The organism is Bordetella sp. 2513F2 (assembly GCF_054642735.1).
Map to the genome: position 1 here is coordinate 1,240,495 of NZ_CM137755.1, position 22,541 is coordinate 1,263,035.

The 22,541-nt window shown below is 68.3% G+C and carries 26 protein-coding genes; 19 read left to right on the forward strand and 7 right to left on the reverse strand.

Annotation, left to right across the window (positions count from 1 at the left end):
- Positions 1-4: 4 nt before the first annotated feature.
- Together ACYBYQ_RS05845 and ACYBYQ_RS05850 are read right to left on the reverse strand one after the other, a co-directional pair.
- Positions 5-715, reverse strand: coding sequence for an SAM-dependent methyltransferase (locus tag ACYBYQ_RS05845; protein ID WP_459617687.1), 711 nt, complete (start codon positions 713-715; stop codon positions 5-7).
- The gene (locus ACYBYQ_RS05850; protein WP_459617689.1) at positions 712-1,317 is read right to left on the reverse strand and encodes a Maf family nucleotide pyrophosphatase; all 606 of its coding nucleotides are present in this window, start codon (positions 1,315-1,317) and stop codon (positions 712-714) included. Before ACYBYQ_RS05850 ends, ACYBYQ_RS05845 begins: the two co-directional genes overlap by 4 nt.
- A gap of 274 nt (positions 1,318-1,591) precedes the next feature.
- On the opposite strand from ACYBYQ_RS05850, the gene ACYBYQ_RS05855 reads away from it, so the two are divergent.
- The 19 genes from ACYBYQ_RS05855 to ACYBYQ_RS05945 all read left to right on the forward strand — a co-directional run bounded on the left by ACYBYQ_RS05855 (position 1,592) and on the right by ACYBYQ_RS05945 (position 18,240).
- Positions 1,592-2,212, forward strand: coding sequence for a YceD family protein (locus ACYBYQ_RS05855; RefSeq protein WP_459617691.1), 621 nt, complete (start codon positions 1,592-1,594; stop codon positions 2,210-2,212).
- 52 nt (positions 2,213-2,264) lie between these two features.
- The gene (gene rpmF, locus ACYBYQ_RS05860; RefSeq protein WP_459617693.1) at positions 2,265-2,447 is read left to right on the forward strand and encodes a 50S ribosomal protein L32; all 183 of its coding nucleotides are present in this window, start codon (positions 2,265-2,267) and stop codon (positions 2,445-2,447) included.
- A 57-nt stretch (positions 2,448-2,504) separates the two neighbouring features.
- Positions 2,505-3,566, forward strand: coding sequence for a phosphate acyltransferase PlsX (gene plsX / locus ACYBYQ_RS05865; RefSeq protein WP_459617695.1), 1,062 nt, complete (start codon positions 2,505-2,507; stop codon positions 3,564-3,566).
- Positions 3,566-4,552, forward strand: coding sequence for a beta-ketoacyl-ACP synthase III (locus ACYBYQ_RS05870; protein WP_459617697.1), 987 nt, complete (start codon positions 3,566-3,568; stop codon positions 4,550-4,552). The genes plsX and ACYBYQ_RS05870 overlap by 1 nt, the downstream gene beginning before the upstream one ends.
- An 84-nt stretch (positions 4,553-4,636) precedes the next feature.
- On the forward strand, positions 4,637-5,572 hold the full coding sequence (gene fabD / locus ACYBYQ_RS05875) for an ACP S-malonyltransferase (protein ID WP_459617699.1): 936 nt from the start codon (positions 4,637-4,639) through the stop codon (positions 5,570-5,572).
- A gap of 16 nt (positions 5,573-5,588) precedes the next feature.
- Complete coding sequence (gene fabG / locus ACYBYQ_RS05880; protein WP_459617701.1) at positions 5,589-6,341, forward strand: 3-oxoacyl-ACP reductase FabG; 753 nt, start codon at positions 5,589-5,591, stop codon at positions 6,339-6,341.
- Positions 6,342-6,520: 179 nt separating this feature from the next.
- The gene (gene acpP / locus ACYBYQ_RS05885) at positions 6,521-6,760 is read left to right on the forward strand and encodes an acyl carrier protein (protein WP_003813816.1); all 240 of its coding nucleotides are present in this window, start codon (positions 6,521-6,523) and stop codon (positions 6,758-6,760) included.
- A 172-nt stretch (positions 6,761-6,932) separates the two neighbouring features.
- On the forward strand, positions 6,933-8,162 hold the full coding sequence (fabF, locus tag ACYBYQ_RS05890; RefSeq protein WP_459617708.1) for a beta-ketoacyl-ACP synthase II: 1,230 nt from the start codon (positions 6,933-6,935) through the stop codon (positions 8,160-8,162).
- A gap of 64 nt (positions 8,163-8,226) precedes the next feature.
- Positions 8,227-8,619: a hypothetical protein gene (locus ACYBYQ_RS05895; RefSeq protein ID WP_459617710.1), complete on the forward strand. Its 393-nt coding sequence runs from the start codon at positions 8,227-8,229 to the stop codon at positions 8,617-8,619.
- Positions 8,616-9,215, forward strand: a complete 600-nt coding sequence (rpoE, locus tag ACYBYQ_RS05900; protein WP_459617712.1) for an RNA polymerase sigma factor RpoE — start codon at positions 8,616-8,618, stop codon at positions 9,213-9,215. The genes ACYBYQ_RS05895 and rpoE overlap by 4 nt, the downstream gene beginning before the upstream one ends.
- Before the next feature lie 12 nt (positions 9,216-9,227).
- Positions 9,228-9,743 (forward strand): sigma-E factor negative regulatory protein, encoded by a 516-nt coding sequence (locus ACYBYQ_RS05905; RefSeq protein WP_459617714.1) that lies wholly within the window; start codon positions 9,228-9,230, stop codon positions 9,741-9,743.
- Positions 9,743-10,777: a MucB/RseB family sigma factor regulatory protein gene (locus ACYBYQ_RS05910; protein WP_459617716.1), complete on the forward strand. Its 1,035-nt coding sequence runs from the start codon at positions 9,743-9,745 to the stop codon at positions 10,775-10,777. The genes ACYBYQ_RS05905 and ACYBYQ_RS05910 overlap by 1 nt, the downstream gene beginning before the upstream one ends.
- 46 nt (positions 10,778-10,823) lie before the next feature.
- A complete protein-coding gene (locus tag ACYBYQ_RS05915; protein WP_459617717.1) occupies positions 10,824-12,296 on the forward strand; it encodes a DegQ family serine endoprotease in 1,473 nt (490 codons plus the stop codon).
- Positions 12,297-12,451: 155 nt separating this feature from the next.
- A complete protein-coding gene (lepA, locus tag ACYBYQ_RS05920) occupies positions 12,452-14,245 on the forward strand; it encodes a translation elongation factor 4 (protein WP_459617719.1) in 1,794 nt (597 codons plus the stop codon).
- A gap of 21 nt (positions 14,246-14,266) precedes the next feature.
- Positions 14,267-15,082 (forward strand): signal peptidase I, encoded by an 816-nt coding sequence (lepB, locus tag ACYBYQ_RS05925; protein WP_459617721.1) that lies wholly within the window; start codon positions 14,267-14,269, stop codon positions 15,080-15,082.
- Between the two features lie 5 nt (positions 15,083-15,087).
- Positions 15,088-15,849, forward strand: a complete 762-nt coding sequence (gene rnc, locus ACYBYQ_RS05930; protein ID WP_459617723.1) for a ribonuclease III — start codon at positions 15,088-15,090, stop codon at positions 15,847-15,849.
- Positions 15,846-16,739 (forward strand): GTPase Era, encoded by an 894-nt coding sequence (gene era / locus ACYBYQ_RS05935; protein ID WP_459617725.1) that lies wholly within the window; start codon positions 15,846-15,848, stop codon positions 16,737-16,739. The genes rnc and era overlap by 4 nt, the downstream gene beginning before the upstream one ends.
- A complete protein-coding gene (gene recO / locus ACYBYQ_RS05940; protein ID WP_459617727.1) occupies positions 16,732-17,319 on the forward strand; it encodes a DNA repair protein RecO in 588 nt (195 codons plus the stop codon). The genes era and recO overlap by 8 nt, the downstream gene beginning before the upstream one ends.
- A gap of 12 nt (positions 17,320-17,331) precedes the next feature.
- Positions 17,332-18,240, forward strand: coding sequence for a LysR family transcriptional regulator (locus ACYBYQ_RS05945; protein ID WP_459617729.1), 909 nt, complete (start codon positions 17,332-17,334; stop codon positions 18,238-18,240).
- A 13-nt stretch (positions 18,241-18,253) separates the two neighbouring features.
- On the opposite strand, the gene ACYBYQ_RS05950 is transcribed toward ACYBYQ_RS05945, so the two are convergent.
- The 5 genes from ACYBYQ_RS05950 to ACYBYQ_RS05970 form a co-directional block, all read right to left on the reverse strand.
- Positions 18,254-19,351: a pyridoxal-phosphate dependent enzyme gene (locus ACYBYQ_RS05950; RefSeq protein ID WP_459617731.1), complete on the reverse strand. Its 1,098-nt coding sequence runs from the start codon at positions 19,349-19,351 to the stop codon at positions 18,254-18,256.
- 3 nt (positions 19,352-19,354) lie between these two features.
- Positions 19,355-20,332 carry a M14 family metallopeptidase gene (locus ACYBYQ_RS05955; RefSeq protein WP_459617733.1) on the reverse strand — a complete coding sequence of 326 codons (978 nt, stop codon included), beginning with the start codon at positions 20,330-20,332 and terminating at the stop codon, positions 19,355-19,357.
- Between the two features lie 16 nt (positions 20,333-20,348).
- Positions 20,349-21,311 (reverse strand): Bug family tripartite tricarboxylate transporter substrate binding protein, encoded by a 963-nt coding sequence (locus ACYBYQ_RS05960; RefSeq protein ID WP_459617735.1) that lies wholly within the window; start codon positions 21,309-21,311, stop codon positions 20,349-20,351.
- 144 nt (positions 21,312-21,455) lie between these two features.
- Positions 21,456-21,602, reverse strand: coding sequence for a hypothetical protein (locus ACYBYQ_RS05965; protein ID WP_459617737.1), 147 nt, complete (start codon positions 21,600-21,602; stop codon positions 21,456-21,458).
- Positions 21,603-21,824: 222 nt separating this feature from the next.
- Positions 21,825-22,532 (reverse strand): Bax inhibitor-1/YccA family protein, encoded by a 708-nt coding sequence (locus ACYBYQ_RS05970; protein ID WP_459617739.1) that lies wholly within the window; start codon positions 22,530-22,532, stop codon positions 21,825-21,827.
- Positions 22,533-22,541: the final 9 nt, after the last annotated feature.

Here is a 22,541-nt window from a genome sequence, read left to right on the forward strand (position 1 = left end):
GGGATCATCGGGCCAGGAACAGGAAGAGCGTGGGCTTGCGATCCAGGTCCGGCGCCGGCTCGCGCTGCCATTGCGCCACGGTGAGGGTGCGCACCCACTCATCGTCGGTGGTCAGGGCCCGCGCCACGCACAGCCGGGTGTCGGGCCGCAGGGCGCCCAGCAGCGACTTGAACATGGCGGCGTTGCGGTAGGGCGTCTCGATGAAGAGCTGGGTCTGGTCGTGGCGTGCGGACTGCTGTTCCCAGGCCTGCAGCTGGCGGGCGCGGTCGGCCGGATCCACCGGGGCGTAGCCGTGGAAGGCGAAACGCTGGCCGTCCAGGCCGCTGGCCATCAGGCCGAGCAGCAGGGAGGAAGGCCCCACCCAGGGGCGTACGGCGATGCCGGCGCGATGCGCCCGCGCCACCACCGCGGCGCCGGGGTCGGCCACCGCCGGGCAGCCGGCCTCGGAGACCAGGCCGATCTCGGCGCCGGCGCGTACCGGCGCCAGCCATGCGTCGATGAGCGCCGTGTCGGTGTCGCGCGCCAGCGTATGGATGGCGATCTCCTGCAGCGGGCGCACGGTGCCGATGAGCTTGAGGAAGGCGCGCGCCGTCTTGGCATTCTCGGCGATGTAGGTGTCCAGGCGCCCCGCCAGGGCCCGCACTTCCGCGGGCAGCCAGCGCTCGGCCGGCGCCTCGCCCAGGCCCACCGGGATCAGGTGCAGCGCGCCGCTCATCGGGACGCCCCGTGCGGCTGGAGGGGGTCCAGGCCGAAGCCGGCCAGCATGTCGGTCAGGGTGATGAGCGGCAGGCCGATGATGGCGGTGGGGTCGTCGCTCCGGATCTCCTGCATCAGTGCGATGCCCAGCCCCTCGGCCTTGGCGCTGCCGGCGGTGTCATAGGGAGTCTCGGCGCGCAGGTAGGTCTCGATGGCCTGCGGCGTGAGCACGCGGAAGGTGCAACGCGTGACGACGTCGGCGGAAACCGTGCGCCTGCCGTCCGTGACGGCCAGCGCGCTGTGGAACTCCACCGCTCGTCCGGACAGCATGCGCAATTGCTCGGCGGCACGTTCGTGGCTGCCGGGCTTGCCGATGGGCAGGCCGTCCACGGTGGCAACCTGGTCGGAGCCGATGACCACGCAGCCGGGATGGCTGGCCGCCACGGCCGCGGCTTTCTCCGCGGAAAGGCGCAGGGCCAGGGCCGCCGGCGCCTCGCCGGGGCGGGGCGTCTCGTCGATTTCCGGGGAAACCGCCGTGAAGGGCAGGCGCAGCCGGGACAGCAGTTCGCGGCGATACGGGGAGCTGGATGCGAGGATCAGGCGAGGCAGGGAATCAGTCATGCAATATTTGACCACGTGGCGTAAGTCACGGTATTATCTAACGTTTTGCGAGATTTTTTCTGGCACTGGTTCTGCTTGCAGTGGAAGCTAGGCTTGGAGGCGGGCCGGGGGCAAACCTCGAGGATAAGCCTCGGAGCACGAGACCTCGGAGCATGAGACCTCGAAGCACGAGATTCAACGGCCAGACTCAACGGCCAGACTCAACGGCCGTGCCAGGGAAGCCTGGTTGCGGCGGCTTGGCTACAAGGCGGTATTCCCGGCCGGGAGGTGCGTGATGAGCGAACAGCGGAAGGGCGGCCAGCGCGATAAGCGCGTGGAGCCCGGGCGCGATGTCGACGTGTTCGAGCTGGCCCGCCACGGCCGGGAGTTGCAGGGTAGCATTGCGCTGGTCCGGTTGTCCCGCCTCGTCGATGGCCTGCCCGAGCAGTCGGGCATGGCCGAGTGGGCGGTGCAGGGCGAGATCGGGCGCGGCACGGGCCGCACGGGCGTGATCGGCGGGCAGTCGCTGCTGCGGTTGCGCGTGAAGGCCGACCTGCAGCTGGTCTGCCAGCGCTGCAATGCGCTTTTCACCTATCCGGTGGATGCCGAGAACGTTCTGCAGCTGGTCGAGTCGGAGGAAGAACTCGACGACGATCTCGGCGTGCTGCAAGACGAAAGTCTCGCGGAAGAGGATTTCGAGGGTGTGGCGGACTACCCGGACAAAGTCGTGGGTTCGCGGCATTTCGACCTGCTGGCCCAGGTCGAGGACGAGCTGATACTGAGCGTCCCCTATGTGCCCCGGCATGAAGTCTGTCCGGGAGTTCAGGCCAGCAATGCCGGCGAGGCTCCGCAAGAGCCGGCGTTCGAGCGGCCGTCGCCGTTTGCGGTGCTCGAGCAATTGAAGCGGAAAGATTGAGGTCAACATCGGGGCGCATCGCGTACAATGCGCCCCGTTTCTAGGAGTCATCATGGCTGTTCAACAAAACAAGAAGTCCCCGTCCAAGCGCGGCATGCACCGCTCGCACGACTTTCTGGTCAACCCGTCCACGGCCATCGAGCCCAACACCGGCGAAGTGCACCTGCGCCACCACATCACGCCCAACGGCTTCTACCGCGGCCGCAAAGTCCTCAAGACCAAGGCCGACGAATAAAGCCGCGTTTGCCATCCGTAACCCGGACCGTCTCGGCAGCTCGCTGACCTGGCACCCGTGATACGTATCGCCATAGACTGCATGGGCGGCGACGTCGGCCTGCCCGTCACGATCCCGGCCGCGGTCGAATTCGCTCAGCAGCATCCGGATACCCGGCTGCTGCTGGTCGGTTTGCCCGATGCCATCGAAACGGCCCTGGCCCAGCAGCGCTCGGTGCCGCGGGATCGTCTCGAGATCGTGCCGGCCTCCGAGGTCGTCCTCATGGACGACCCCGTCGAGGTCGCGCTGCGCCGTAAAAAGGATTCGTCCATGCGACTGGCCGCCCAGGCCGTCAAGGACGGCCGTGCCGACGCCTGCGTGTCGGCCGGCAACACCGGCGCCTGGATGGCCATTTCGCGCTACGTGCTCAAGACGCTGGACGGCATCGACCGTCCTGCGATCGCCACGTCCATACCCAACCAGGCCGGTCGCGCCACGACGGTGCTCGACCTGGGCGCCAACGTGGACTGCACGGCCGAGCACCTGCTGCAGTTCGCCATCATGGGCACCGCGCTGGCGCAGGCCCTGGATCACCGCGATACCCCGCTGGTCGGCCTGCTGAACATCGGCGAGGAAGTCATCAAGGGCAACGAGGTGGTCAAGGAAGCGGCCGAACTGCTGCGCGCCAGCCCGCTGAATTTCTACGGCAACGTCGAAGGCAACGACATCTTCAAGGGCACGGTCGACGTGGTCGTATGCGATGGCTTCGTGGGCAACGCGGTGCTCAAGTCCGTCGAGGGCTTGGCCAAGATGCTGTCCAGCCTGATCCGCGAGGAATTCAAGCGCAACTTCATCACGCTGCTGGCCGGCGCCGTGGCCACGCCCGTGCTCAACCGGCTGCGCCGGCGGGTCGACAACCGCCGCTACAACGGCGCGGCGCTGCTGGGCCTGCGCGGCGTGGTGATCAAGAGCCATGGCTCGGCCGACGCCTACGCCTACGGCTTCGCGCTGCAGCGCGCCCGCGAGGCCGTGGCGAGTAAACTGCTGGATCGCACGGCCCAGGCCGTGGCGCAGATCACGAAACGCGTGCAATCGGGCGAGGCTGCGGCTGCGCCCAGTGCGGCCGGGGACACCGCCTGATGAACATACCCATGACTTACTCCGCGATCGCCGGTACGGGCGGCTTCCTGCCCGAGCGCGTCGTGTCCAATGACGAGCTTGCGGCCGAACTGGCCACGCGCGACATCGCCACGTCCGATGCCTGGATCGTCGAGCGCACCGGCATCCGTCAGCGCCACCTGGCCGAACGCGGCGTCACCACCAGCCAGCTGGCCACCGAGGCTGCGCGCCGTGCGCTGGCTGACGCCGGTGTGCAGGCGGCCGAGGTCGACCTGATCATCGTCGCCACGTCCACGCCCGACTACGTCTTCCCCAGCACGGCCTGCCTGGTGCAGGCCAATCTGGGCGCGGCTGGCGGCGCGGCCTTCGACGTGCAGGCGGTGTGCAGCGGCTTTGTCTATGCGCTGAGCACGGCCGATGCCTTCATTCGCGCCGGCCGAGCGCGCTGCGCAGTGGTGATCGGCGCCGAAGTGTTCTCGCGCATCCTCGACTGGAACGACCGCAGCACCTGCGTGCTGTTCGGCGATGGCGCCGGCGCCGTGGTGCTGAAGGCCGCCGCCGAGCCCGGCATCCTGGCCGCGCAGCTGCATGCCGACGGCAGTCTCACCAAGATCCTCTGCGCTGCCGGCAACGTGGCCTATGGCAACGTCACGGGCGATCCCTTCCTGCGCATGGACGGGCAGGCCGTGTTCAAGCAGGCGGTCACGGTGCTCGATCGCTCCGCGCGCGCCACCTGCGCCGAGGCCGGCCTGCAGGTTGCCGAGGTCGACTGGCTGGTGCCGCACCAGGCCAACGTGCGCATCCTGAATTTCCTGGCCCGCAAGCTCGACGTGCCGACCGATCGGGTGGTCGTCACGGTCGACAGCCACGCCAATACCTCCGCAGCCAGCGTGCCGCTGGCCCTGGACGTCGCCCGGCGCGACGGCCGCATCCGCCCGGGGCAGCACGTGCTGATGCAGGGCGTGGGCGGCGGTTTCACCTGGGGCTCCGTGCTCGCCCGCATGTAGGGTCGCGTTCCGCCACAGCGTCGCGTGTCCTGTGGCCGGGCCGCCCCCTCGCCCTCATCGCCAACGCAACATCGTACGACCATCATGAAAATCGCGTTCGTCTTTCCCGGTCAGGGCTCGCAGTCGGTCGGCATGCTCGACGCCTGGGCCGGCAATGCCGCCGTCTCCGACGTGGTGTCGCGCGCCGGCGCCGCGCTGGGCCAGGACCTCGGTGCGCTGATCGCCCAAGGCCCTGCCGAACAGCTGAACCTCACCACCAACACCCAGCCCGCCATGCTCACGGCCGGCGCGGCCTGCTTTGCCGCCTGGCGCGCCGCGGGCGGCCCCATGCCGGCGCTCGTCGCGGGGCACAGCCTGGGCGAGTACACGGCCCTGGTGGCCGCCGGCGTGCTGGCCCTCGAAGACGCCGTGCGCCTGGTCCGGGTGCGTGCCGACGCCATGCAGGCTGCCGTGCCGGTGGGGGCGGGCGCCATGGCTGCAGTGCTGGGCCTGGACGACGATGCCGTGCGTGCCGCCTGCGCCCAGGCCGCCCAGGGCGAGGTGGTGGAGGCAGTCAATTTCAATGCCCCGGCGCAGGTGGTGATCGCCGGCCACAGGGCCGCGGTGGAGCGCGCCTGCGAAGCCGCCAAGGCGGCCGGCGCCAAGCGCGCGCTGCTGCTGCCGGTTTCGGCGCCGTTCCACTCCAGCCTGCTGCGGCCCGCTGCCGAGGTGCTGTCCCGTGCGCTGGCCGACGTGACGCTGCAGGCGCCTGCCATGCCGGTGATCAATAACGTGGACGTGGCCCAGCCCGTGGAGCCCTCGGCCATCCGCGACGCGCTGGTGCGCCAGGCGTGGAACCCGGTGCGCTGGGTCGAGACGCTGCGGGCCATGAAAGAGCAGGGCATCACCCATGTCGTCGAGTGCGGTCCCGGCAAGGTGCTCACCGGCCTGACCAAGCGCATCGACGGCGAACTCACCGGCTTGGCCATCACCGACCCGGCGTCGCTCGAGGCGGCGCTGGCCGCGGTCGGCAACAACTGAAACAGCGGAGGCCCGAATGGATAGGATTTCGAACGAGCTCGAAGGCAAGACCGCCCTGGTCACGGGCGCCACGCGCGGCATCGGCAAGGCCATCGCCCAGGAACTGGCCCAGCGTGGCGCCGCCGTGGTGGGCACTGCCACGTCCGAGGCGGGCGCGCAGTCGATCACGGAGGCGCTGGCGCCGCTGGGCGGCCGCGGCGTGGCTCTGGACGTCACCGACGCCGCAGCCTGCGAAGCGCTGATCGAGGCCCTGGGCAAGGAAGGCGGCGGCCCGCACATCCTCGTGAACAATGCCGGCATCACCCGCGACACGCTGGCGATGCGCATGAAGGACGAAGACTGGGCCGCTGTGATCGACACCAACCTGGCGGCGGTATTCCGCCTCTCGCGCGCGGTGATGCGCGGAATGATGAAGGCCCGCTGGGGACGCATCATCAACGTGACCTCGGTGGTCGGGGCCAGCGGCAACGCGGGCCAGGCCAACTACGCCGCCGCCAAGGCCGGCGTGGCCGGCATGTCGCGCGCGCTGGCGCGCGAACTGGGCAGCCGGGGGATCACCGTCAATTGCGTCGCGCCGGGGTTCATCGACACCGACATGACGCGCGCCCTGGGCGAGAACCAGACCACGGCGCTGCTGCAGCAGATCCCGCTGGGCCGCCTCGGCGCTCCGGAGGATGTCGCCCACGCAGTGGCCTTTCTGGCCGGACCCCAGGCGGGTTACATTACGGGTACGACCTTGCACGTCAACGGCGGGATGTACATGCAATGAACACGGAAAGCGCGCGGCGGCCCCCCGGGGCGCGCCGCGCGCTTCCATCGAGCGTCGCGCGCAGACATCCATGCCGCACAAGGCATGCTGGCGCGGGGCGATTTTTTGTCACGGCCCGGCGTTGGCATTCCCTCGCGCTTGGCTATAATTCGCGGGATTTTTCCCAATTGGAGATCTGCATGGAAAGCATCGAACAGCGCGTCAAGAAGATCGTCGCTGAACAACTTGGCGTCAACGAAGCCGAGATCAAGAACGAGTCCTCCTTCCTTGACGACCTCGGTGCCGATTCGCTCGACATGGTCGAACTGGTCATGGCGCTCGAAGATGAGTTCGAAACCGAGATCCCCGACGAAGAGGCCGAAAAGATCACGACCGTGCAGCAAGCGATCGATTACATCAACTCGCACGGTAAGCAGTAAGTCCAGCCTGTTTTCTCCCGCGCCCGAAGCTGTTTCGAGGCCACCGGGAACCGGGGCGGTTTCAAGAGCTTGCCGCGCGGCTCGCGCGCAGAGGGCATGCCGCCCCTGTGCGTCGAATCCGGGCCAGGCATCTTGATAACCGCCTTTGTTTTGTCTGTTTGAGGAGTCATCCGTGAAGCGACGAGTCGTCATCACCGGGCTGGGCATCGTATCCCCCGTGGGCAACGATATCTCCACCGCCTGGGACAATATCGTCAACGGACGTTCGGGCATCGGGCGCATCACGCGCTTCGATCCTTCCGCGCTCACCACGCACATTGCCGGCGAAGTCAAGGATTTCGACGTCACCCAGTACGTGCCGGCCAAGGAAGCCCGCCAGATGGATACGTTCATCCATTACGGCGTCGCCGCGGGCATGCAGGCCTGGCGCGACAGCGGCCTGGAAGTCACCGAAGCCAACGCCGATCGCATCGGCGTCATCGTGGGCTCGGGTATCGGCGGTCTGCCGCGCATCGAAGAAACCCAGACCGAGATGCTGGCCAAGGGGCCGCGCCGGATCTCGCCGTTCTTCGTGCCGGCATCGCTGATCAACCTGATCTCCGGCCAGCTCTCCATCATCTACGGGATGAAGGGTCCGAGCTATGCCGTCGTGTCGGCCTGCACCACGGGCCTGCACAGCATCGGCGATGCAGCGCGCCTGATCGAGTACGGCGATGCCGACGTCATGCTGGCCGGCGGCGCCGAGTCCACCGTGTCGCCCCTGGGTATAGGCGGCTTTGCCGCCATGCGCGCGCTGTCCACCCGCAACGACGATCCCGCCACGGCATCGCGCCCCTGGGACCGCGACCGCGACGGCTTCGTGCTGGGCGAGGGCGCCGGCGTGCTGGTGCTCGAAGAGTACGAACACGCCAAGCGCCGCGGCGCCCGCATCTATGGCGAATTCGCCGGCTATGGCATGAGCTCCGATGCGCACCACATCACCGCGCCCGATCGCGACGGCCCCCGCCGCGGGATCCTGAACGCGCTGCGCAACGGCGGCATCGCGGCCGAAGAGGTCGACTACGTCAACGCGCACGGCACGTCCACGCCGCTGGGCGACAAAAACGAGTCCGAGGCGCTGAAGCTGGCGTTCGGCGACCATGCCCGCAAGCTGGTGATCAACTCCACCAAGTCCATGACGGGCCACCTGCTGGGTGCGGCCGGCGGCATCGAAGCCGTGTTCACCACGCTGGCCGTCTACAACCAGGTGTCGCCGCCGACCATCAACATCTTCAACCAGGATCCCGAGTGCGACCTGGATTATTGCGCCAACGAGGCGCGGCAGATGAAGATCCGGGTGGGCCTCTCCAACTCGTTCGGATTCGGCGGCACCAACGGTTCCATGGCCGTCCGTCGGGTCTGAGTTGAGCCACCGCGACCCTTACCGTTCCCCGTCCCTGCGGGTGCCCCTGACCAGGCCGGCTGGCTTGCACCTGGTCGCCGTGGCGCATGCCGCTGCGGCCGCCGCATGCCTGGCCGCAGCGGTCGCTTGGCAGGGCGGCAGCACGGCAGCGGCCCTGGGCGCCGCTGCGGGGCTCTGCCTGGCAGGCGTGGCCGCGCGGCGGCGTCTGCCGCTACCGGTGGGGGCGGTGGCTGCGCATCCGGATCCGGCACGCTGGCAGGTCCTGACCGACCAGGGCTGGCAGCGCGCGGTCCTGCGCCACGCCGGCAGGGGGGGCGGCAGCCTGTCCCTGCGCCTGGATGGCGCGGCCGGCGCCAGCCTGGACCTCACGGTATGGCGCAGCACCCTGCGGCCGGCAGCCTGGCGGCGCCTCTGCGTGCTGGCCTGCTGCGGCCGGGTGGCCGGAGGGGCGTCATGAGCGAGCGCGACGTCGACGCCGAACTTGTTGCGCGCGTACAACGCGGCGACAAAAAAGCCTTCGACCTGCTGGTTCTCAAGTACCAGCGCAAGATCCTGCGCCTGCTGGCGCGCATGATCCGCGATCCCGCCGAGATCGAGGACGTGGCCCAGGAGGCATTCATCAAGGCCTATCGGGCGCTGCCGCAGTTCCGCGGCGACAGCGCGTTCTACACTTGGCTCTATCGCATCGCCATCAATACCGCCCGCAACTGGATGGCCTCCTCCAGCCGCCGTCCCAGCGCGCCCAATGCGATCGAGACCGAAGACGGTGAAACTTTTAACGAAACGGACAACCTAACCGACATAAGCACGCCGGAATCCATGGCCGCCAGCCGCGAGATCGCCGTCACGGTGAACGCCGCCATCGAGGAGTTGCCCGAAGAGTTGCGCACCGCCATCGTCCTGCGTGAAATCGAAGGTATGAGTTACGAAGACATCGCCCAGAGCATGGATTGCCCGATCGGTACGGTGCGTTCCCGCATTTTTCGTGCGCGTGAAGCCATCGCCAATCGGCTGCGTCCGCTGCTGGACACCGATGCCGAGCGTCGCTGGTAAGGAGTGGCAGTCATGCAAACCGCAGCCAAGTCGGTCGCGATCCCCGAAGCCCTCCGGGAGGAATCCTGGGAGGCGTCCATTTCAGCCTGGATGGACGGCGAGGCGGCCGACGATTTTTTGCCCGAGCTTGCGTCCCCCCACGGACGACAGGCCTGGGACACCTATCACCTGATCGGCGACGTCCTGCGCAACACGGACCTGGCGCTCAGCCCCAGTCCCGATTTCCAGGCTCGCCTGGCGAAGGCCCTGGAGGCCGAGCTGCCCATCGTTGCGCCGGTTGCCGCACGTCGCCGCTCCGCCCTCAGGCTGAGCCTGTCGGGGCTGGCCGTGGTGGCCGCAGTGGCCACCGTGGTCTGGGTGGCGCAGCCCTACCTTCACGGCTCGGGCGGTGAAGCCCAGGTGCTGGCCGACGCCAGCGGCCCGGCCCCCGACGACACCGGCCTGGGCGACTATCTCGAGGCGCATCGCCAGATGGCGGGCCCGAGCGCGATCCGGCAGGTCTCCTTCGACACCGGGATGGGCCGTTGATGGCGGCGTTGCAGTACCGTCGCTGGCCCGTGCTGGGCCGCGTCGCGCGGCGCCACGGTCACGGCGGCTTGGCGTTCATGATGCTGGCCGCCATGCTGGCCCTGCATGCCGGCGTGCAGGCGCAGCCGTCCTCCGCGCCTGCGGATCCCCTGCAGCTGCTGGGCCGCATCCAGCAGGCGGCCCGCCAGCAGGACTACGCCGGCGTGTTCATGTACCAGCAGGGCGAGCTCATGCAGTCGTCCCGGGTGGTGCACGTGATCGACGGCACCGGCGAGCGCGAGCGCCTCGAGATCCTCGACGGCCAGCCCCGCGAATACCTGCGCCACAATGGCGACGTCCAGTGCCTGTTGCCGGAGCGCAAGACGGTGCTGCTGGAGCAGCGCCGCGGAGACCGCTTCCCGGGGCTGCTGCTCGGCGATCCCGCCGACCTGGCGCGCTACTACGAGGTGCGCGCCAGCAGCAAGCTGCATCGCGTGGCCGACCGCCAGTGCCGCGTGCTCACCATAGAGCCGCGCGATGCCCTGCGCTACGGCTACCGGCTCTGTGCCGACGTCGAAACCAACCTGCTGCTCAAGGCCCAGACGCTGGACGATACCCGGGCCGTGGTGGAGCAGGTGGCCTTCACGTCCATCCGCATGGGCAATGACGTCGATCCCGCCGAGCTCAGTTCGCGCTGGAGCACGCGCGGCTGGAAGGTCCACGAACACGACATGAAGCCCGTCGACCTCGCTGCGGCCGGCTGGCGGATCCCGGCGCCCGCCGGATTCGTTACCATGATGCAGTTGGCCCGTCCCATGGGGCCGGCCACCGTCAGCCAACTCGTGCTGTCCGACGGGCTGGCGGCGATCTCCGTCTTTATCGAGCCCTACGACGCGCGGCGGCACAACCATCCCCCCGAGGGGCTGGCGCGGCGCGGCGCGGTCAATATCTACGGGACGCGAATCGCCGACTTCTGGCTGACGGCGCTGGGCGAAGTGCCCGCGGCCACGCTGGAACAGTTGGCCGATTCGATCGAATACGTCCCCGCCCCCTGACGACGGCGCCGCCTGCGGGCGCGCCGATGTTTTTCCGGAGTGGTTCATGCAAGCATTTTCCATGTCGAGTTCCGTAGCGCGCCGGCTGGCTCCCGCCCTGGTGGCCGGCGTCATGGCGCTGGGCGCCGCCGCCCCTGCCGTCCAGGCCCAGAGTGCTGCCGGCGTGGTTCTGCCCGACTTCACCGGGGTGGTCCAGAAGGCCGATCCGGCGGTGGTGAACATCCGCACCACGGCCACCGTGCCGGTGCGCGGGGCGATGCCGCGCGGCTCCGATCCCTATGAGCTGTTCCGCTGGTTCTTCGGCCCGGATTTCCAGCCGCCGCTACCCGGGCAGCGCCAGCAGCCCCAGCAGCCGGCCCAGCCCGAAGAGCGCACCGTGCCGCGCGGCGTGGGCTCGGGATTCTTCATCTCCGAAGACGGCTACATCCTCACCAACACCCACGTCATCAGCGACGCGACCGACATCTACGTCACCCTCACCGACGGCCGGGAGTTCAAGGCCAAGGTCATCGGCTCGGACGAGCGCACCGACGTGGCCCTCATCAAGATCGACGCCAAGGGCATGACGGCCCTGCCTGCGGGCGATCCCAAGCAGCTCAAGAAGGGCCAGTGGGTGCTGGCCATCGGGTCGCCCTTCGGGCTGGATTCGACGGTAACTTCCGGCATCGTCAGCGCCATCGGGCGCGACACCGGCGAATACCTGCCCTTCATCCAGACCGACGTGGCCGTCAATCCCGGCAATTCGGGCGGGCCGCTGATCAACCTGCAGGGCGAGGTGGTCGGGATCAACTCGCAGATCATCTCGCGCAGCGGCGGCTTCATGGGCATTTCGCTGGCGATCCCGATCGACGAAGCCATGCGCGTGGTCGAACAGCTGCGCGCCACCGGCAAGGTCACGCGCGGCCTGATCGGCGTGCAGATCGGCGAGGTCGGCAAGGACGTGGCCGAGGCGATCGGCCTCCCGCGGGCCGAAGGGGCGCTGGTCAGCAGCATCCAGGCCGACGGCCCGGCCGATTCGGCCGGCGTGCTGCCCGGCGACGTCATCATGTCGTTCAACGGCGAGCGCATCCGCCGCTGGTCCGACCTGCCGCGCATCGTCGGCGAGACCAAGCCCGGCACCCGTGCGCCCATGGAGGTCTGGCGCAAGGGCCGCACCGTCAAGCTCTCGGTCACGGTGGCCGAGATGCCCAACGAGCCCGTTTCCAATGCCGGCCAGGCCGAGCCCAAGGCGTCGCCCTCGGCCGACAACCTGCTGGGCCTGGGCGTGGTCGACGTGCCGGCCGCCATGCAGCGCAGCCTGCGCATCAAGGGCGGGGTGCTGGTGCAGGTGGCCGAGGGCCCGGCAGCCCGGGCCGGCCTTCAGGAGGGCGACATCGTGCTGGTGGTCAACGAGACCGACGTCACGGGGGCGGACCAGTTCGCCCGCCTGGTTTCGGGCCTGGAAAAAGGCAAGACCGTAGGCCTGCTGGTGCGTCGTGGCGACCAGACGCAGTGGGTGGCGGTATCCCTGACCAAATAGTGCCCAAGACCGGCTAAAATGCCTGGTTGCCGCAATGAGGGGGCGCATGGCGCCCCCTCATTTTTGGCCAGCGCCCGCAGCCGGCAGGGCTTGCCCGCGGCGCTGCGGGCGTGCCGCCCGGGCCGGCGCGCCGTGTCCCTCTCTTCGTTTCCACTATGCAGCACATCCGCAACTTTTCCATCATCGCCCACATCGATCACGGCAAGTCGACCCTGGCAGACCGCCTGATCCAGCGGTGCGGCGGGCTGGCCGACCGCGAGATGTCCGCCCAGGTGCTCGACTCGATGGATATCGAGCGCGAGCGCGGGATCACCATCAAGGCCCAGACGGCCGCCCTGCAATACAAGGCGCAGGACGGCAAGGTGTACAACCTCAACCTCATCGATACCCCGGGCCACGTCGATTTCTCCTACGAGGTCAGCCGTTCGCTTTCCGCCTGCGAGGGTGCGCTGCTGGTCGTGGACGCCTCGCAGGGCGTCGAGGCCCAGACGGTGGCCAACTGCTATACCGCCATCGAGCTGGGCGTGGAGGTCCTGCCGGTACTCAACAAGATGGACCTGCCCCAGGCCGATCCGGAGGGCGCGCGCCAGGAAGTCGAGGACGTGATCGGCATCGACGCCTCGGCCGCCGTGCTGGCCAGCGCCAAGACGGGCATGGGCATCGACGACATCCTCGAGACCATCGTGGCGCGCGTGCCTCCGCCCCAGGGCGATCCGGCCCAGCCGCTGCAGGCGCTCATCATCGATTCGTGGTTCGACAACTATGTGGGCGTGGTCATGCTGGTGCGCATCGTCAACGGCGTGCTCAAGCCCAAGGACAAGATCCTGCTCATGGCCTCGGGCACCACGCACCTGTGCGAGCAGACGGGCGTCTTCACGCCCAAGTCGCAGCCGCGCCCGCACCTGTCGGCGGGCGAAGTGGGGTTCGTGATCGCCGGCATCAAGGAGCTGGCCTCGGCCAAGGTGGGCGACACCGTCACCCTGGCCAGCCAGCCGGCGGCGCAGCCGCTGCCCGGGTTCAAGGAGGTGAAGCCGCAGGTGTTCGCCGGCCTCTATCCCGTGGAAAGCTCCGAATACGACCAGCTGCGCGACTCCCTCGAGAAGCTCAAGCTCAACGATGCCGCGCTCATGTTCGAGCCCGAGGTGTCGCAGGCGCTGGGCTTCGGCTTCCGGTGCGGCTTCCTGGGCCTGCTGCACATGGAGATCGTGCAGGAGCGCCTCGAGCGCGAATTCGACATGGACATCATCACCACCGCGCCATCGGTGGTGTACGAGGTCGAGCAGCGCGACGGCTCGGTGATGTCGGTGGAGAGCCCCTCGCGCATGCCCGAGGTGGGCAAGATCGCCGACATCCGCGAGCCCATCGTCAGGATCACGCTGTTCATGCCGCAGGAGTACGTCGGCCCCGTCATGACGCTCTGCAACCAGAAGCGCGGGGTGCAGACCAACATGAGCTACCACGGCCGCCAGGTGCACCTCAGCTACGAGATGCCCCTGGCCGAGATCGTGCTCGACTTCTTCGACAAGCTCAAGTCGGTGTCGCGCGGCTACGCCTCCATGGACTACGAGTTCCTGGAGTACCGCTCGGCCGACGTGGTCAAGGTGGACCTGCTCATCAACGGCGACCGGGTCGACGCGCTGGCCATGATCGTGCACCGCTCGAACGCGCGCTACCGCGCGCGCGAGGTGGTTTCCAAGATGCGCGAGCTGATCCCCCGCCAGATGTACGACGTGGCCATCCAGGCGGCCATCGGCGCCGAAGTCATCGCCCGCGAGAACGTCAAGGCGCTGCGCAAGAACGTGCTGGCCAAGTGCTACGGCGGCGACATCACCCGCAAGAAGAAGCTGCTCGAGAAGCAGAAGGCCGGCAAGAAACGCATGAAGCAGGTGGGCAGCGTGGAGATCCCGCAGGAAGCCTTCCTTGCCATCCTGCAAGTCGACGACAAATAACCTGGAACGGTGACATCGCTCATGAGTTGGAACTTTGCCCTGATACTGTTCGTGCTGCTGGTGGTCACCGGCGTCATCTGGGTGCTGGACCTGGCCATATTCCGCAAGCGGCGCGAAGCGCGTACGGGGCAGGGCGAAGGCGCGGCGCGCACGCCGTGGTGGATCGAGTACGCGGTCAGCTTCTTTCCGGTGATCCTGTTCGTGTTCCTGCTGCGTTCCTTCGTGGTCGAGCCCTTCCGCATTCCGTCGGGCTCGATGCTGCCCACGCTGCAGTCGGGCGACCTCATCCTGGTGAGCAAGTTCAGCTACGGCGTGCGGCTGCCCATCGTCGACGCCAAGATCCTCGACACCGGCTCGCCGGAGCGCGGCGACGTGGTGGTGTTCCGCTACCCCGTGGACACCGATGTGGACTACATCAAGCGCATCGTGGGCCTGCCCGGCGACGAAGTCGCCTACCTGGACAAGAAACTCTACGTGAACGGGCAACTGGTGCCGCATACGCGCGACGGCGACTACTTCGAGCCCGACCGGGTCTCGTACATTGCCCGCTACGACGAGAAATTGGGTGATGTTAGCCACAAGATACTGCTAGATGAGGGAAGATCGCAGGATTTCGGCCCCATCTGGAAGTTTCCCCACATCCAGAACTGCCAGTATCTGCGCAATGGAGTACGCTGCAAGGTGCCGGAAGGCCATTATTTCGCCATGGGCGACAACCGCGACAACAGCGCGGACAGCCGCTACTGGGGCTTCGTTCCGGACGCTAATATCGTAGGAAAGGCTTTCCTCATCTGGATGAACTTCAGCGACCTGACCCGGATCGGCCGCTTCCACTGACCGTCATGTCCCCCGCCACCCTGGAAACCCGCCTCGATCACCGCTTCGGTGATCCGGCATTGCTCGAGCAGGCGCTCACGCACCGCAGCCATGGCGCCCGGCATAACGAGCGCCTGGAGTTCCTGGGAGACTCGGTATTGAACTTCGTGGTCGCCGCCATGCTGTACGAACGCTACGGCAAGCTCGACGAAGGCGACCTCTCCCGCCTGCGCGCCAACCTGGTGAAGCAGGCTTCGCTGGCGGAGATCGCCCAGCGCCTGGAGCTGTCGCAATACCTGCGCCTGGGCGAGGGCGAGCTCAAGAGCGGCGGGTTCCGCCGGCCCTCCATCCTGGCCGACGCGGTGGAAGCCATTTTCGGCGCCGTCTACCTCGATGGCGGCTTCGAGGCGGCGCGCAAGGTCATCGTCAGGCTGTACCAGCCGGTCATGGCCAGCGTCGACCCCAAGACGCTGGGCAAGGACGCCAAGACGCTGCTGCAGGAATTCCTGCAGGGCCGCAAGTTGCCGCTGCCGCTGTATACCGTGGTGGCAACCCACGGCGCGGCACACAGCCAGCAGTTCGAAGTCGAGTGCGCCATTCCGGCGTTCGAGATCAAGGTGGTCGCGCCCGGCGCCAGCCGCCGCGCGGCCGAGCAATCCGCCGCCAAGCTGGCCCTGGAAGCCGCCCTGGCCGTCAGTCCGCCGGCGCGCGCAGCGCGCAAGTCCGGCCGGGCCCGCAAGACGGCGCAACTGTCGCTGCCCGTGGCAGTGGCGCAAGAGGTCAAATGAGCGCAACAACTCCGTACCGGGCCGGCTTCGTGGCCGTCGTCGGACGCCCCAACGTGGGCAAGTCCACCCTGACGAACGCCCTGATCGGCACCAAGATATCCATCGTCTCGCGCAAGGCCCAGACGACGCGCCACCGCATCCATGGCGTGCTGACGCGCGAGCACGAGCAGTTCGTCTTCGTCGACACGCCGGGCTTCCAGACGCGCCACGGCGGCGCCATGAACCGCATGATGAACCGCGTGGTCACCCAGGCCCTGGCCGACGTGGACGTGGTCGTGCATGTGGTCGAGGCCGGCAAATGGACCGACGCCGATGCGCGGCTGCTGCCGCTGCTGCCGGACCCGGCCCGCACCATCCTGGTGGTCAGCAAGATCGACGCGCTCAAGCAGCGCGACATGCTGTTCCCCTTCGTGGCCCGGCTCATGGAGCAGTACGCCTACGGCGCGGTGGTGCCGGTCAGCGCGCAGAAGTCGCAGCAGCTCGATCAGCTGCTCGACGAGATCGCGGCGCGCCTGCCCGAGGGCGAGCCCATGTTCGAGGAAGATACGCTCACCGACCGCCCCATGCGCTTCATTGCCGCGGAACTGGTGCGCGAGAAGATCTTCCGGCTGGTCGGCGACGAGCTTCCGTATGGCTGCACCGTGGTGATCGAGCAGTGGGAGGAAACCGACACGCTGGCGCGCATCGCGGCCTGCGTGGTGGTCGAGCGCGAAAGCCATCGCCCCATCCTGCTGGGCGCGGGCGGCGAGCACATGAAGCGCATTGCCACCGAGGCGCGCCAGGACATCGCCAAGCTGCTCGACAAGACCGTGCATCTCGAGGTGTACATCAAGGTGCGCAAGGGCTGGTCAGACCGCGAAAGCGCGCTGCGCGACCTGGGCTATGAGTAGACGGGCGCAACGCGTCCACGACACCCCCGCTTATATGCTGCACGCCACGGCCTGGCGCGAGACGTCCCTGGTGGTGCAGGCGTTCGCGCGCGAACACGGCTGCGTGGCCCTGGTTGCCAAGGGCGCCAAGCGGCCCTATTCCACCCTGCGGCCCGTGCTTTCGGCTTTCCAGCCGCTGAGCATGTCCTGGAGCGGGGCGGGCGAGGTCAAGACGCTGATCCGCGCCGAGGTGGCAGGCGTGCGCCCGCTGTCGGGCGCCGCGCTGATGTCGGCCTGGTACATGAACGAACTGCTGCTGCGCCTGCTGCCCCGCGAGGATGCCCATCCCGTGCTGTTCGACGCCTACGATACCGCGCTGGCGCAGTTGTCGGCCGGCACGCGCGCCGCCGGCGCGCTGCGCCGCTTCGAGTGGGTATTGCTGCGCGAAACCGGCTATGGCCTGGACGAGGCCGAGCCCGACTTCAACGATCCGGCCATCGAACCCGGCCTGCGCCGCGACCTGCGCGAGCGCCTGGAAGCGAACCTGGCCGGCCGGCCGCTGTCGACGCGGCGCGTGCTGCTGGACCTGCAGCGCTATTGAGTGCACGCGGCCATGGCTTTCACGCTCAAACAGGTCGAGACCTTCCGCACGGTCTACGAAACCGAAAGCGTCACGGCCGCGGCCCGACGGCTCGACGTATCGCCGGCGACGGTCAGCGCCACGCTTGCGGCACTGGAGGCCGGCATCGAGATGCGGCTGTTCGAGCGCGTGCGCCAACGCATGCAGCGCACGCCCGAGGCAACGCTGCTGTATGAGGAGATCCGCCGGCTGAATGTGGGCCTGGAGAGCCTGGGCCGCAAGATCCGTGCGATACGTGGCGCGGCGCAGCCGCGCCTGCGGGTGGGCAGCATCCACGCCTACAGCGGCATCGTGGTCAGCGAGGCCATCGCGCGTTTTCGCACCCGCTATCCGGACACGCCGCTGTACCTGCAGATCCGCGATTCCAACACCTTGCGCGACATGGTGGTGTCGGGAGAGCTGGACCTCGCCGCCGTGGCCGACGAGTCGGAACTCGAGGGATTGCGCGGGCACAGGCTGGCGAGCCTGCAGGCGGTGGCCGTATTTCCGAGGGGGCATCCGCTGGAGCGCATGGACAGCGTGGCCCTGGCCCAGCTTGCCGAGACGGACGTGATCGTCCTCAACAGCGAGGACGCGGCACGAAAGCGCCTCGATGCGCTGCTGCGGGACGCCGGCCTGACCCTGCACGCGGCAATCGAGACGCCTTATTCCAGCACGGTCTGCCAGCTGGCGCTTGCAGGGCACGGCGTCGGCATTGCGAACCCGGCCACCGCGGTCGGCATGGCCGCCATGGGGCTGGCTTTCCGTCCGCTGGCGGTGCCGGTGCACTTCGAGTGCCACATGATCCTGCACGGCGGCCGCCCGTTGTCCGAAGCGGGCAGGTTCTGGGCAACCTGTCTGCGCGGCGCGCTGGCGCCGCTGGTCGAGCGCTTCGGCGTCTGAAGCGGCCCGGCCCTCAACCCCGGCGGCCGTCCGAGGTAAGCATCAGCACGACCGAGGATTCGGCGTCGACCACCCCGGCATGCTTGAGCTGGGCGACTGCCGCCAGGGCGGAAGCCGAGGACAGCTCCGTGGCCACGCCCACGCCCAGCAGTCGTTCCTGCGCCGCGGACGCGGCCGTGTCCGCTACGTCGATCGGCATGCCGGACGAGCGCGCCAGGGCTGCAAGCGATTGCAGCGTGCTGGTGCTTCCGGCGATGGAGTACTGCCGGGTGGCGCCGTCCCACTGGCCGCGCGCATCGCCGCCGGCGCGCGCCCGCTTCAGCCGGGCGTAGGGTTCCACGGCATGCAGGCGCGGCAGGCGGTCGATGCGGCCGGCGTCGCGCAGGTACTGCCACCCGAGCAGGATGCCCCACAGCAGGTCGCCTCTTGCGGTCGGCACCAGGATGTCGGTGGGCAGGCCAGCCGTGTCGAGGATCTCCTCGGCGATGGGCTTGTAGCCTTCGACACCGTAGGCATGCGTGCCGACCGGCGGATTGAGGTAGTTCGTGCCCGCGAAGGCGCCTTCCTCGCGGCATAGCCGCGCCACGTGGGGCCAGCGTGCCAGGCTGTCCTCGAACTCCGTGAGCCGGGCGCCGAAACGGGCCATGGCCGAACGCTGCAGCGGTGGGCAGTTGTGCAGGATGGCGATGTCGGCTTGCAGCCCGGCAGCGGCACAATAGGCGGCCAGCGATACGCCGGCGTTGCCGCTGGACGCCGCGGCCACCCGCTCCGCCCCCGCCAGCCGGGCCCGCGAGACCAACTGCGCGGCCATGCGGTCCTTGTGGCTGCCCGTGGGGTTGGCTCCCTCGCACTTCAGCCACAGCTGGCCCACGCCCTCCGCCCGCGCCAGCGCGGGGGCAGCAAGGCAGGGGGTGGCGCCTTCGCCCAGGGTGACGGGGTCGAGCACGGGCAGCGGCATGCGCGCCTCGTCTGTGTCCTGGTACAGGCATTCCAGCGAGGCGGGATGTCCCTGGGCCAGGCAGTGCGGGCATCCTTCGGGGTAGTCTCCCGGCGGGAGGACGGACTGGCAGCGTATGCAGCGCAGCCCGGACAGCTTGGGGTTCATCAGCATGGTTCAGTACAGGGTGGCGAGTGAATCCAGAGGGAGGGCGGGCGCCACCTGCAGCAGGCAGTCGCCATGGTCGCTGCGCGCGATGGGGCGCAGGCACAGCACGGTGCCGGATTGCGGGCTGGCCAGCACCCGGGGCGGCACGTCGGGGCAGGCGGGCTCGATCAGCCGGCCGATCTCATCGCCTGCCGCCACCGTCTGCCCCAGCTCCACCGCCGGCACGAAGACGCCTGCGGCATGCGCGCGCAGCGTGGCCGCGGGAGCGTCGAGGTCGTGGAGCGCAGGCTCTGCGCCCCGGCCTTCCCATCGCCCGAGCAGGCCCAGTTCGGCCAGGCAGCCGAGCAATCCGTCGCGGCAGCGCCGGACCAGCGCTTCGCGGGTCTGCGCCCCGCCGCCGATCTCGGCGCTCAGGCGCAATACGCCATGGCGGCTTGCCGCCGCCGGCATGGACCCGGCTTCGGTCGAACGGAAGAACACGCAGTGGGGCAGGCCGAAGGCGCGTGCCAGCGCGGGCAGGCGCTCGTCATGCGCGTCGTTGCCGTAGCGCGTGATGACCGACGAGGGCAGGTAGTGCAGCGAGGCGCCGCCGCTGTGCACGTCGATCATCGCGTCGAGCCGGGGCAGCAGGCGGGCTTCCAGCGCGGCGGCCAGGCTTTCGGTATAGCCTCGGGCCGGCGCGCCCAGGAAGGCACGGTTGAGGTTGCCGCCGTCGGATGGCGAGAAACGGGTGCCCGCGAGGGAGGCCTCGGCGTTGGCCGCGGGCAGCAGGTAGACCGTTCCGCGCTGCAGGATGCCGGGAAGCGTGTGCCACAGATCCAGGATGGCCGCCTGGCCTTCCCACTCATCGCCGTGCACGCCGGCCAGCAGCGCGACCGCCGGCCCGGGCCCGGCGTCGATGCGCAGCACCGGCACGCTGATGCGCCGGTATGCGGAAGTATTGGTGGCGGCGGCGCAGGAAAAGTCTTCGCGGGTGAGCGTGGCCATGCGGGATTCCCGGATGTCAGTCCAGCGTGGTGCCGGAGGATTTGATGATGCGTTCCCACTTGGGCAGTTCCTTCGTGACCTGGGCATGCACGGCTTCGGGCCCGCCACCCAGCGGCTCCTGGGAACGGCTGCGCAATTCCCTGCGCACGTTCTCCGAGGACAGGGCTGCGTTCAGCGCGGCGTTCAGGCGGGCGACCGCGTCCGCGGGCGTGCCGGCCGGCGCAATCAGGGCGCTCCATGCCGACTGCTCGTAGTCCGGGTAGCCCTGTTCGGCTACCGTGGACACATCCGGATTCGACGCGGCGCGCTGCCGGGTGGTGACGGCCAGCGCCCGCAGCCTGCCGTCCTTCAGGTTGCCTATCAACGGAGGAAGGTTTTCCATCATGGCGTCGACGTGTCCGCCCAGCAGGTCGGACAGCTGGGCGGATGTCGCCTTGTACGGGATCTGGCGCACGGCCGCACCGGTCTGGGCAATGAACAGCTTCACGCCGACTTCGCTGGTGGTTCCCGGGTCGGCGGACGTCATGGTGAGGCTGTCCGGGCGGGCCTTGGCCGCCTCGATGAAGCTGCGCAGGTCTTTCCAGGGCGCTGTCGCGTTCACCACGATCACATTCGGCGTTTCTGCCACCAGGCCGACGGGGACCACATCCTTGTCCAGGTCATAGAGCTGCTGCTTGAAGAGATAGCGGTGCAGCACCAGCGTGCCGACGTGGGCATAGCCGATGGTGTAGCCGTCCGGCCGGGCCCGCACGACGGCCTGGGTACCGATGCGCCCGCCTGCGCCCACGCGGTTCTCGATCACCACGGGCTGGCCCAGTTCGCGGCTCATCTGCTGGCCGACCAGCCGCGCGGTGATGTCGGCGTTGCCGCCGGCGGCCGCGGGCACGATCAGGGTGATCGGGCGTTCGGGGAATGCGGCCATCGCAGGAGGGGCGGCCAGCAGCAGGGAAAGCAGGGCGAGGCGGGTAGTGCGTTTCATGACGGCTCCCTAGGCATGGTGTGCCGTCATTGTGGGCTCAGGCAGGCGCAGACATATTCGGATTTCTGATATGGATGTGCGAAAGGATCTAATACTGGCGGACGGATCGTGGCCGGTTGGCCCGCCAACAAACACTTGCTTTATTTACCACCGGTGAGGGCGGCCGTCGCGGTCGTACCGGTCGGAGTAGTCCCGGTCGTGGTGGCGGTGATGGTGGTGGTCACGGTCATAGACGATGCAGCCGCTGAGCAGGAACGAGGCTGCGAGGCTGGCGAATAGAAGTTTTGTCATTGCTTTCCATGCTCCTGTGTTGCTGGCGGGACGGGCGTGCCGGGGAGGCCCCCGACACGATCTGCATGGTCCAGTCTACCCAGGCGCCCCGGGGCAGGTCGTACACAGGCATGAGGCTTGGTCACCATATTTTTCAGCGCCGGGCAGGCCGGGCGGGCGGCGGCTGGCAAAAAAAACGGGCTTGCCGAAGCAAGCCCGTGCAGCCCGTGGAGAGGAGGCTGCTTATTCGCGGTCGCCGCCGAAGATGCCCAGCAGCATCAACAGGTTCGAGAAGACGTTGTACACGTCCAGGTAGATGGCCAGCGTGGCGGACACGTAGTTGGTTTCGCCGCCGTTGACCACGCGCTGCAGGTCGACCAGCATGAAGGCCGAGAAGATCACGATGGCCAGCACCGAGACGGTGAGCATGAGGGCGGGCATCTGCAGGAAGATGTTGGCCAGCGCGGCCACCAGGATGACCACGGCGCCGGTGAAGAGCCATTTCTGCATGCCGGAGAGGTCGCGCTTGATGGTGCTGGCCAGCGTGGCCATGGTGCCGAACACCACGGCGGTGCCGCCGAAGGCCGTCATGACGAGCTGCGCGCCATTGCCCATGCCCAGCACGAAGCCCAGCAGCCGCGAAAGCATCACGCCCATGAAGAAGGTGAAGCCCAGCAGCAGCATCACGCCCAGCGAGTTGTTCTTGTTCTTCTCGATGGCGAACATCAGGCCGAACGCGCCCACCAGGAACACGATGGCCGTGAGGCCGGGGCTGCCGGCCATGACCTGGTTGATGCCCGAGTACAGGCCCACTGCGGCGCCCAGCACCGTGGGAACCAGGGACAGGGCGAGCAGCCAGTAGGTGTTGCGCAATACCTTGTTCCGGACGACTTCGCCCGGCACGCCGGCGTAGGCGCCAGTGCGGTTGAAGGGAGAAGGAGTTTGGTTCATGACGGTTCC

Coding starts and splice junctions, on each gene's coding strand:
- ACYBYQ_RS05850 (WP_459617689.1), bottom strand. CDS start 1,317: ATGACTGATTCCCTGCCTCGCCTGATCCTCGCATCCAGCTCCCCGTAT.
- rpoE (WP_459617712.1), top strand. CDS start 8,616: ATGAGCGAGCGCGACGTCGACGCCGAACTTGTTGCGCGCGTACAACGC.
- ACYBYQ_RS05965 (WP_459617737.1), bottom strand. CDS start 21,602: ATGACAAAACTTCTATTCGCCAGCCTCGCAGCCTCGTTCCTGCTCAGC.
- lepB (WP_459617721.1), top strand. CDS start 14,267: ATGAGTTGGAACTTTGCCCTGATACTGTTCGTGCTGCTGGTGGTCACC.
- ACYBYQ_RS05905 (WP_459617714.1), top strand. CDS start 9,228: ATGCAAACCGCAGCCAAGTCGGTCGCGATCCCCGAAGCCCTCCGGGAG.
- era (WP_459617725.1), top strand. CDS start 15,846: ATGAGCGCAACAACTCCGTACCGGGCCGGCTTCGTGGCCGTCGTCGGA.
- ACYBYQ_RS05845 (WP_459617687.1), bottom strand. CDS start 715: ATGAGCGGCGCGCTGCACCTGATCCCGGTGGGCCTGGGCGAGGCGCCG.
- ACYBYQ_RS05970 (WP_459617739.1), bottom strand. CDS start 22,532: ATGAACCAAACTCCTTCTCCCTTCAACCGCACTGGCGCCTACGCCGGC.
- ACYBYQ_RS05955 (WP_459617733.1), bottom strand. CDS start 20,332: ATGGCCACGCTCACCCGCGAAGACTTTTCCTGCGCCGCCGCCACCAAT.
- ACYBYQ_RS05960 (WP_459617735.1), bottom strand. CDS start 21,311: ATGAAACGCACTACCCGCCTCGCCCTGCTTTCCCTGCTGCTGGCCGCC.
- ACYBYQ_RS05945 (WP_459617729.1), top strand. CDS start 17,332: ATGGCTTTCACGCTCAAACAGGTCGAGACCTTCCGCACGGTCTACGAA.
- rpmF (WP_459617693.1), top strand. CDS start 2,265: ATGGCTGTTCAACAAAACAAGAAGTCCCCGTCCAAGCGCGGCATGCAC.
- fabD (WP_459617699.1), top strand. CDS start 4,637: ATGAAAATCGCGTTCGTCTTTCCCGGTCAGGGCTCGCAGTCGGTCGGC.
- rnc (WP_459617723.1), top strand. CDS start 15,088: ATGTCCCCCGCCACCCTGGAAACCCGCCTCGATCACCGCTTCGGTGAT.
- ACYBYQ_RS05950 (WP_459617731.1), bottom strand. CDS start 19,351: ATGCTGATGAACCCCAAGCTGTCCGGGCTGCGCTGCATACGCTGCCAG.
- acpP (WP_003813816.1), top strand. CDS start 6,521: ATGGAAAGCATCGAACAGCGCGTCAAGAAGATCGTCGCTGAACAACTT.
- ACYBYQ_RS05915 (WP_459617717.1), top strand. CDS start 10,824: ATGCAAGCATTTTCCATGTCGAGTTCCGTAGCGCGCCGGCTGGCTCCC.
- ACYBYQ_RS05870 (WP_459617697.1), top strand. CDS start 3,566: ATGAACATACCCATGACTTACTCCGCGATCGCCGGTACGGGCGGCTTC.
- ACYBYQ_RS05855 (WP_459617691.1), top strand. CDS start 1,592: ATGAGCGAACAGCGGAAGGGCGGCCAGCGCGATAAGCGCGTGGAGCCC.
- fabG (WP_459617701.1), top strand. CDS start 5,589: ATGGATAGGATTTCGAACGAGCTCGAAGGCAAGACCGCCCTGGTCACG.
- ACYBYQ_RS05910 (WP_459617716.1), top strand. CDS start 9,743: ATGGCGGCGTTGCAGTACCGTCGCTGGCCCGTGCTGGGCCGCGTCGCG.
- lepA (WP_459617719.1), top strand. CDS start 12,452: ATGCAGCACATCCGCAACTTTTCCATCATCGCCCACATCGATCACGGC.
- recO (WP_459617727.1), top strand. CDS start 16,732: ATGAGTAGACGGGCGCAACGCGTCCACGACACCCCCGCTTATATGCTG.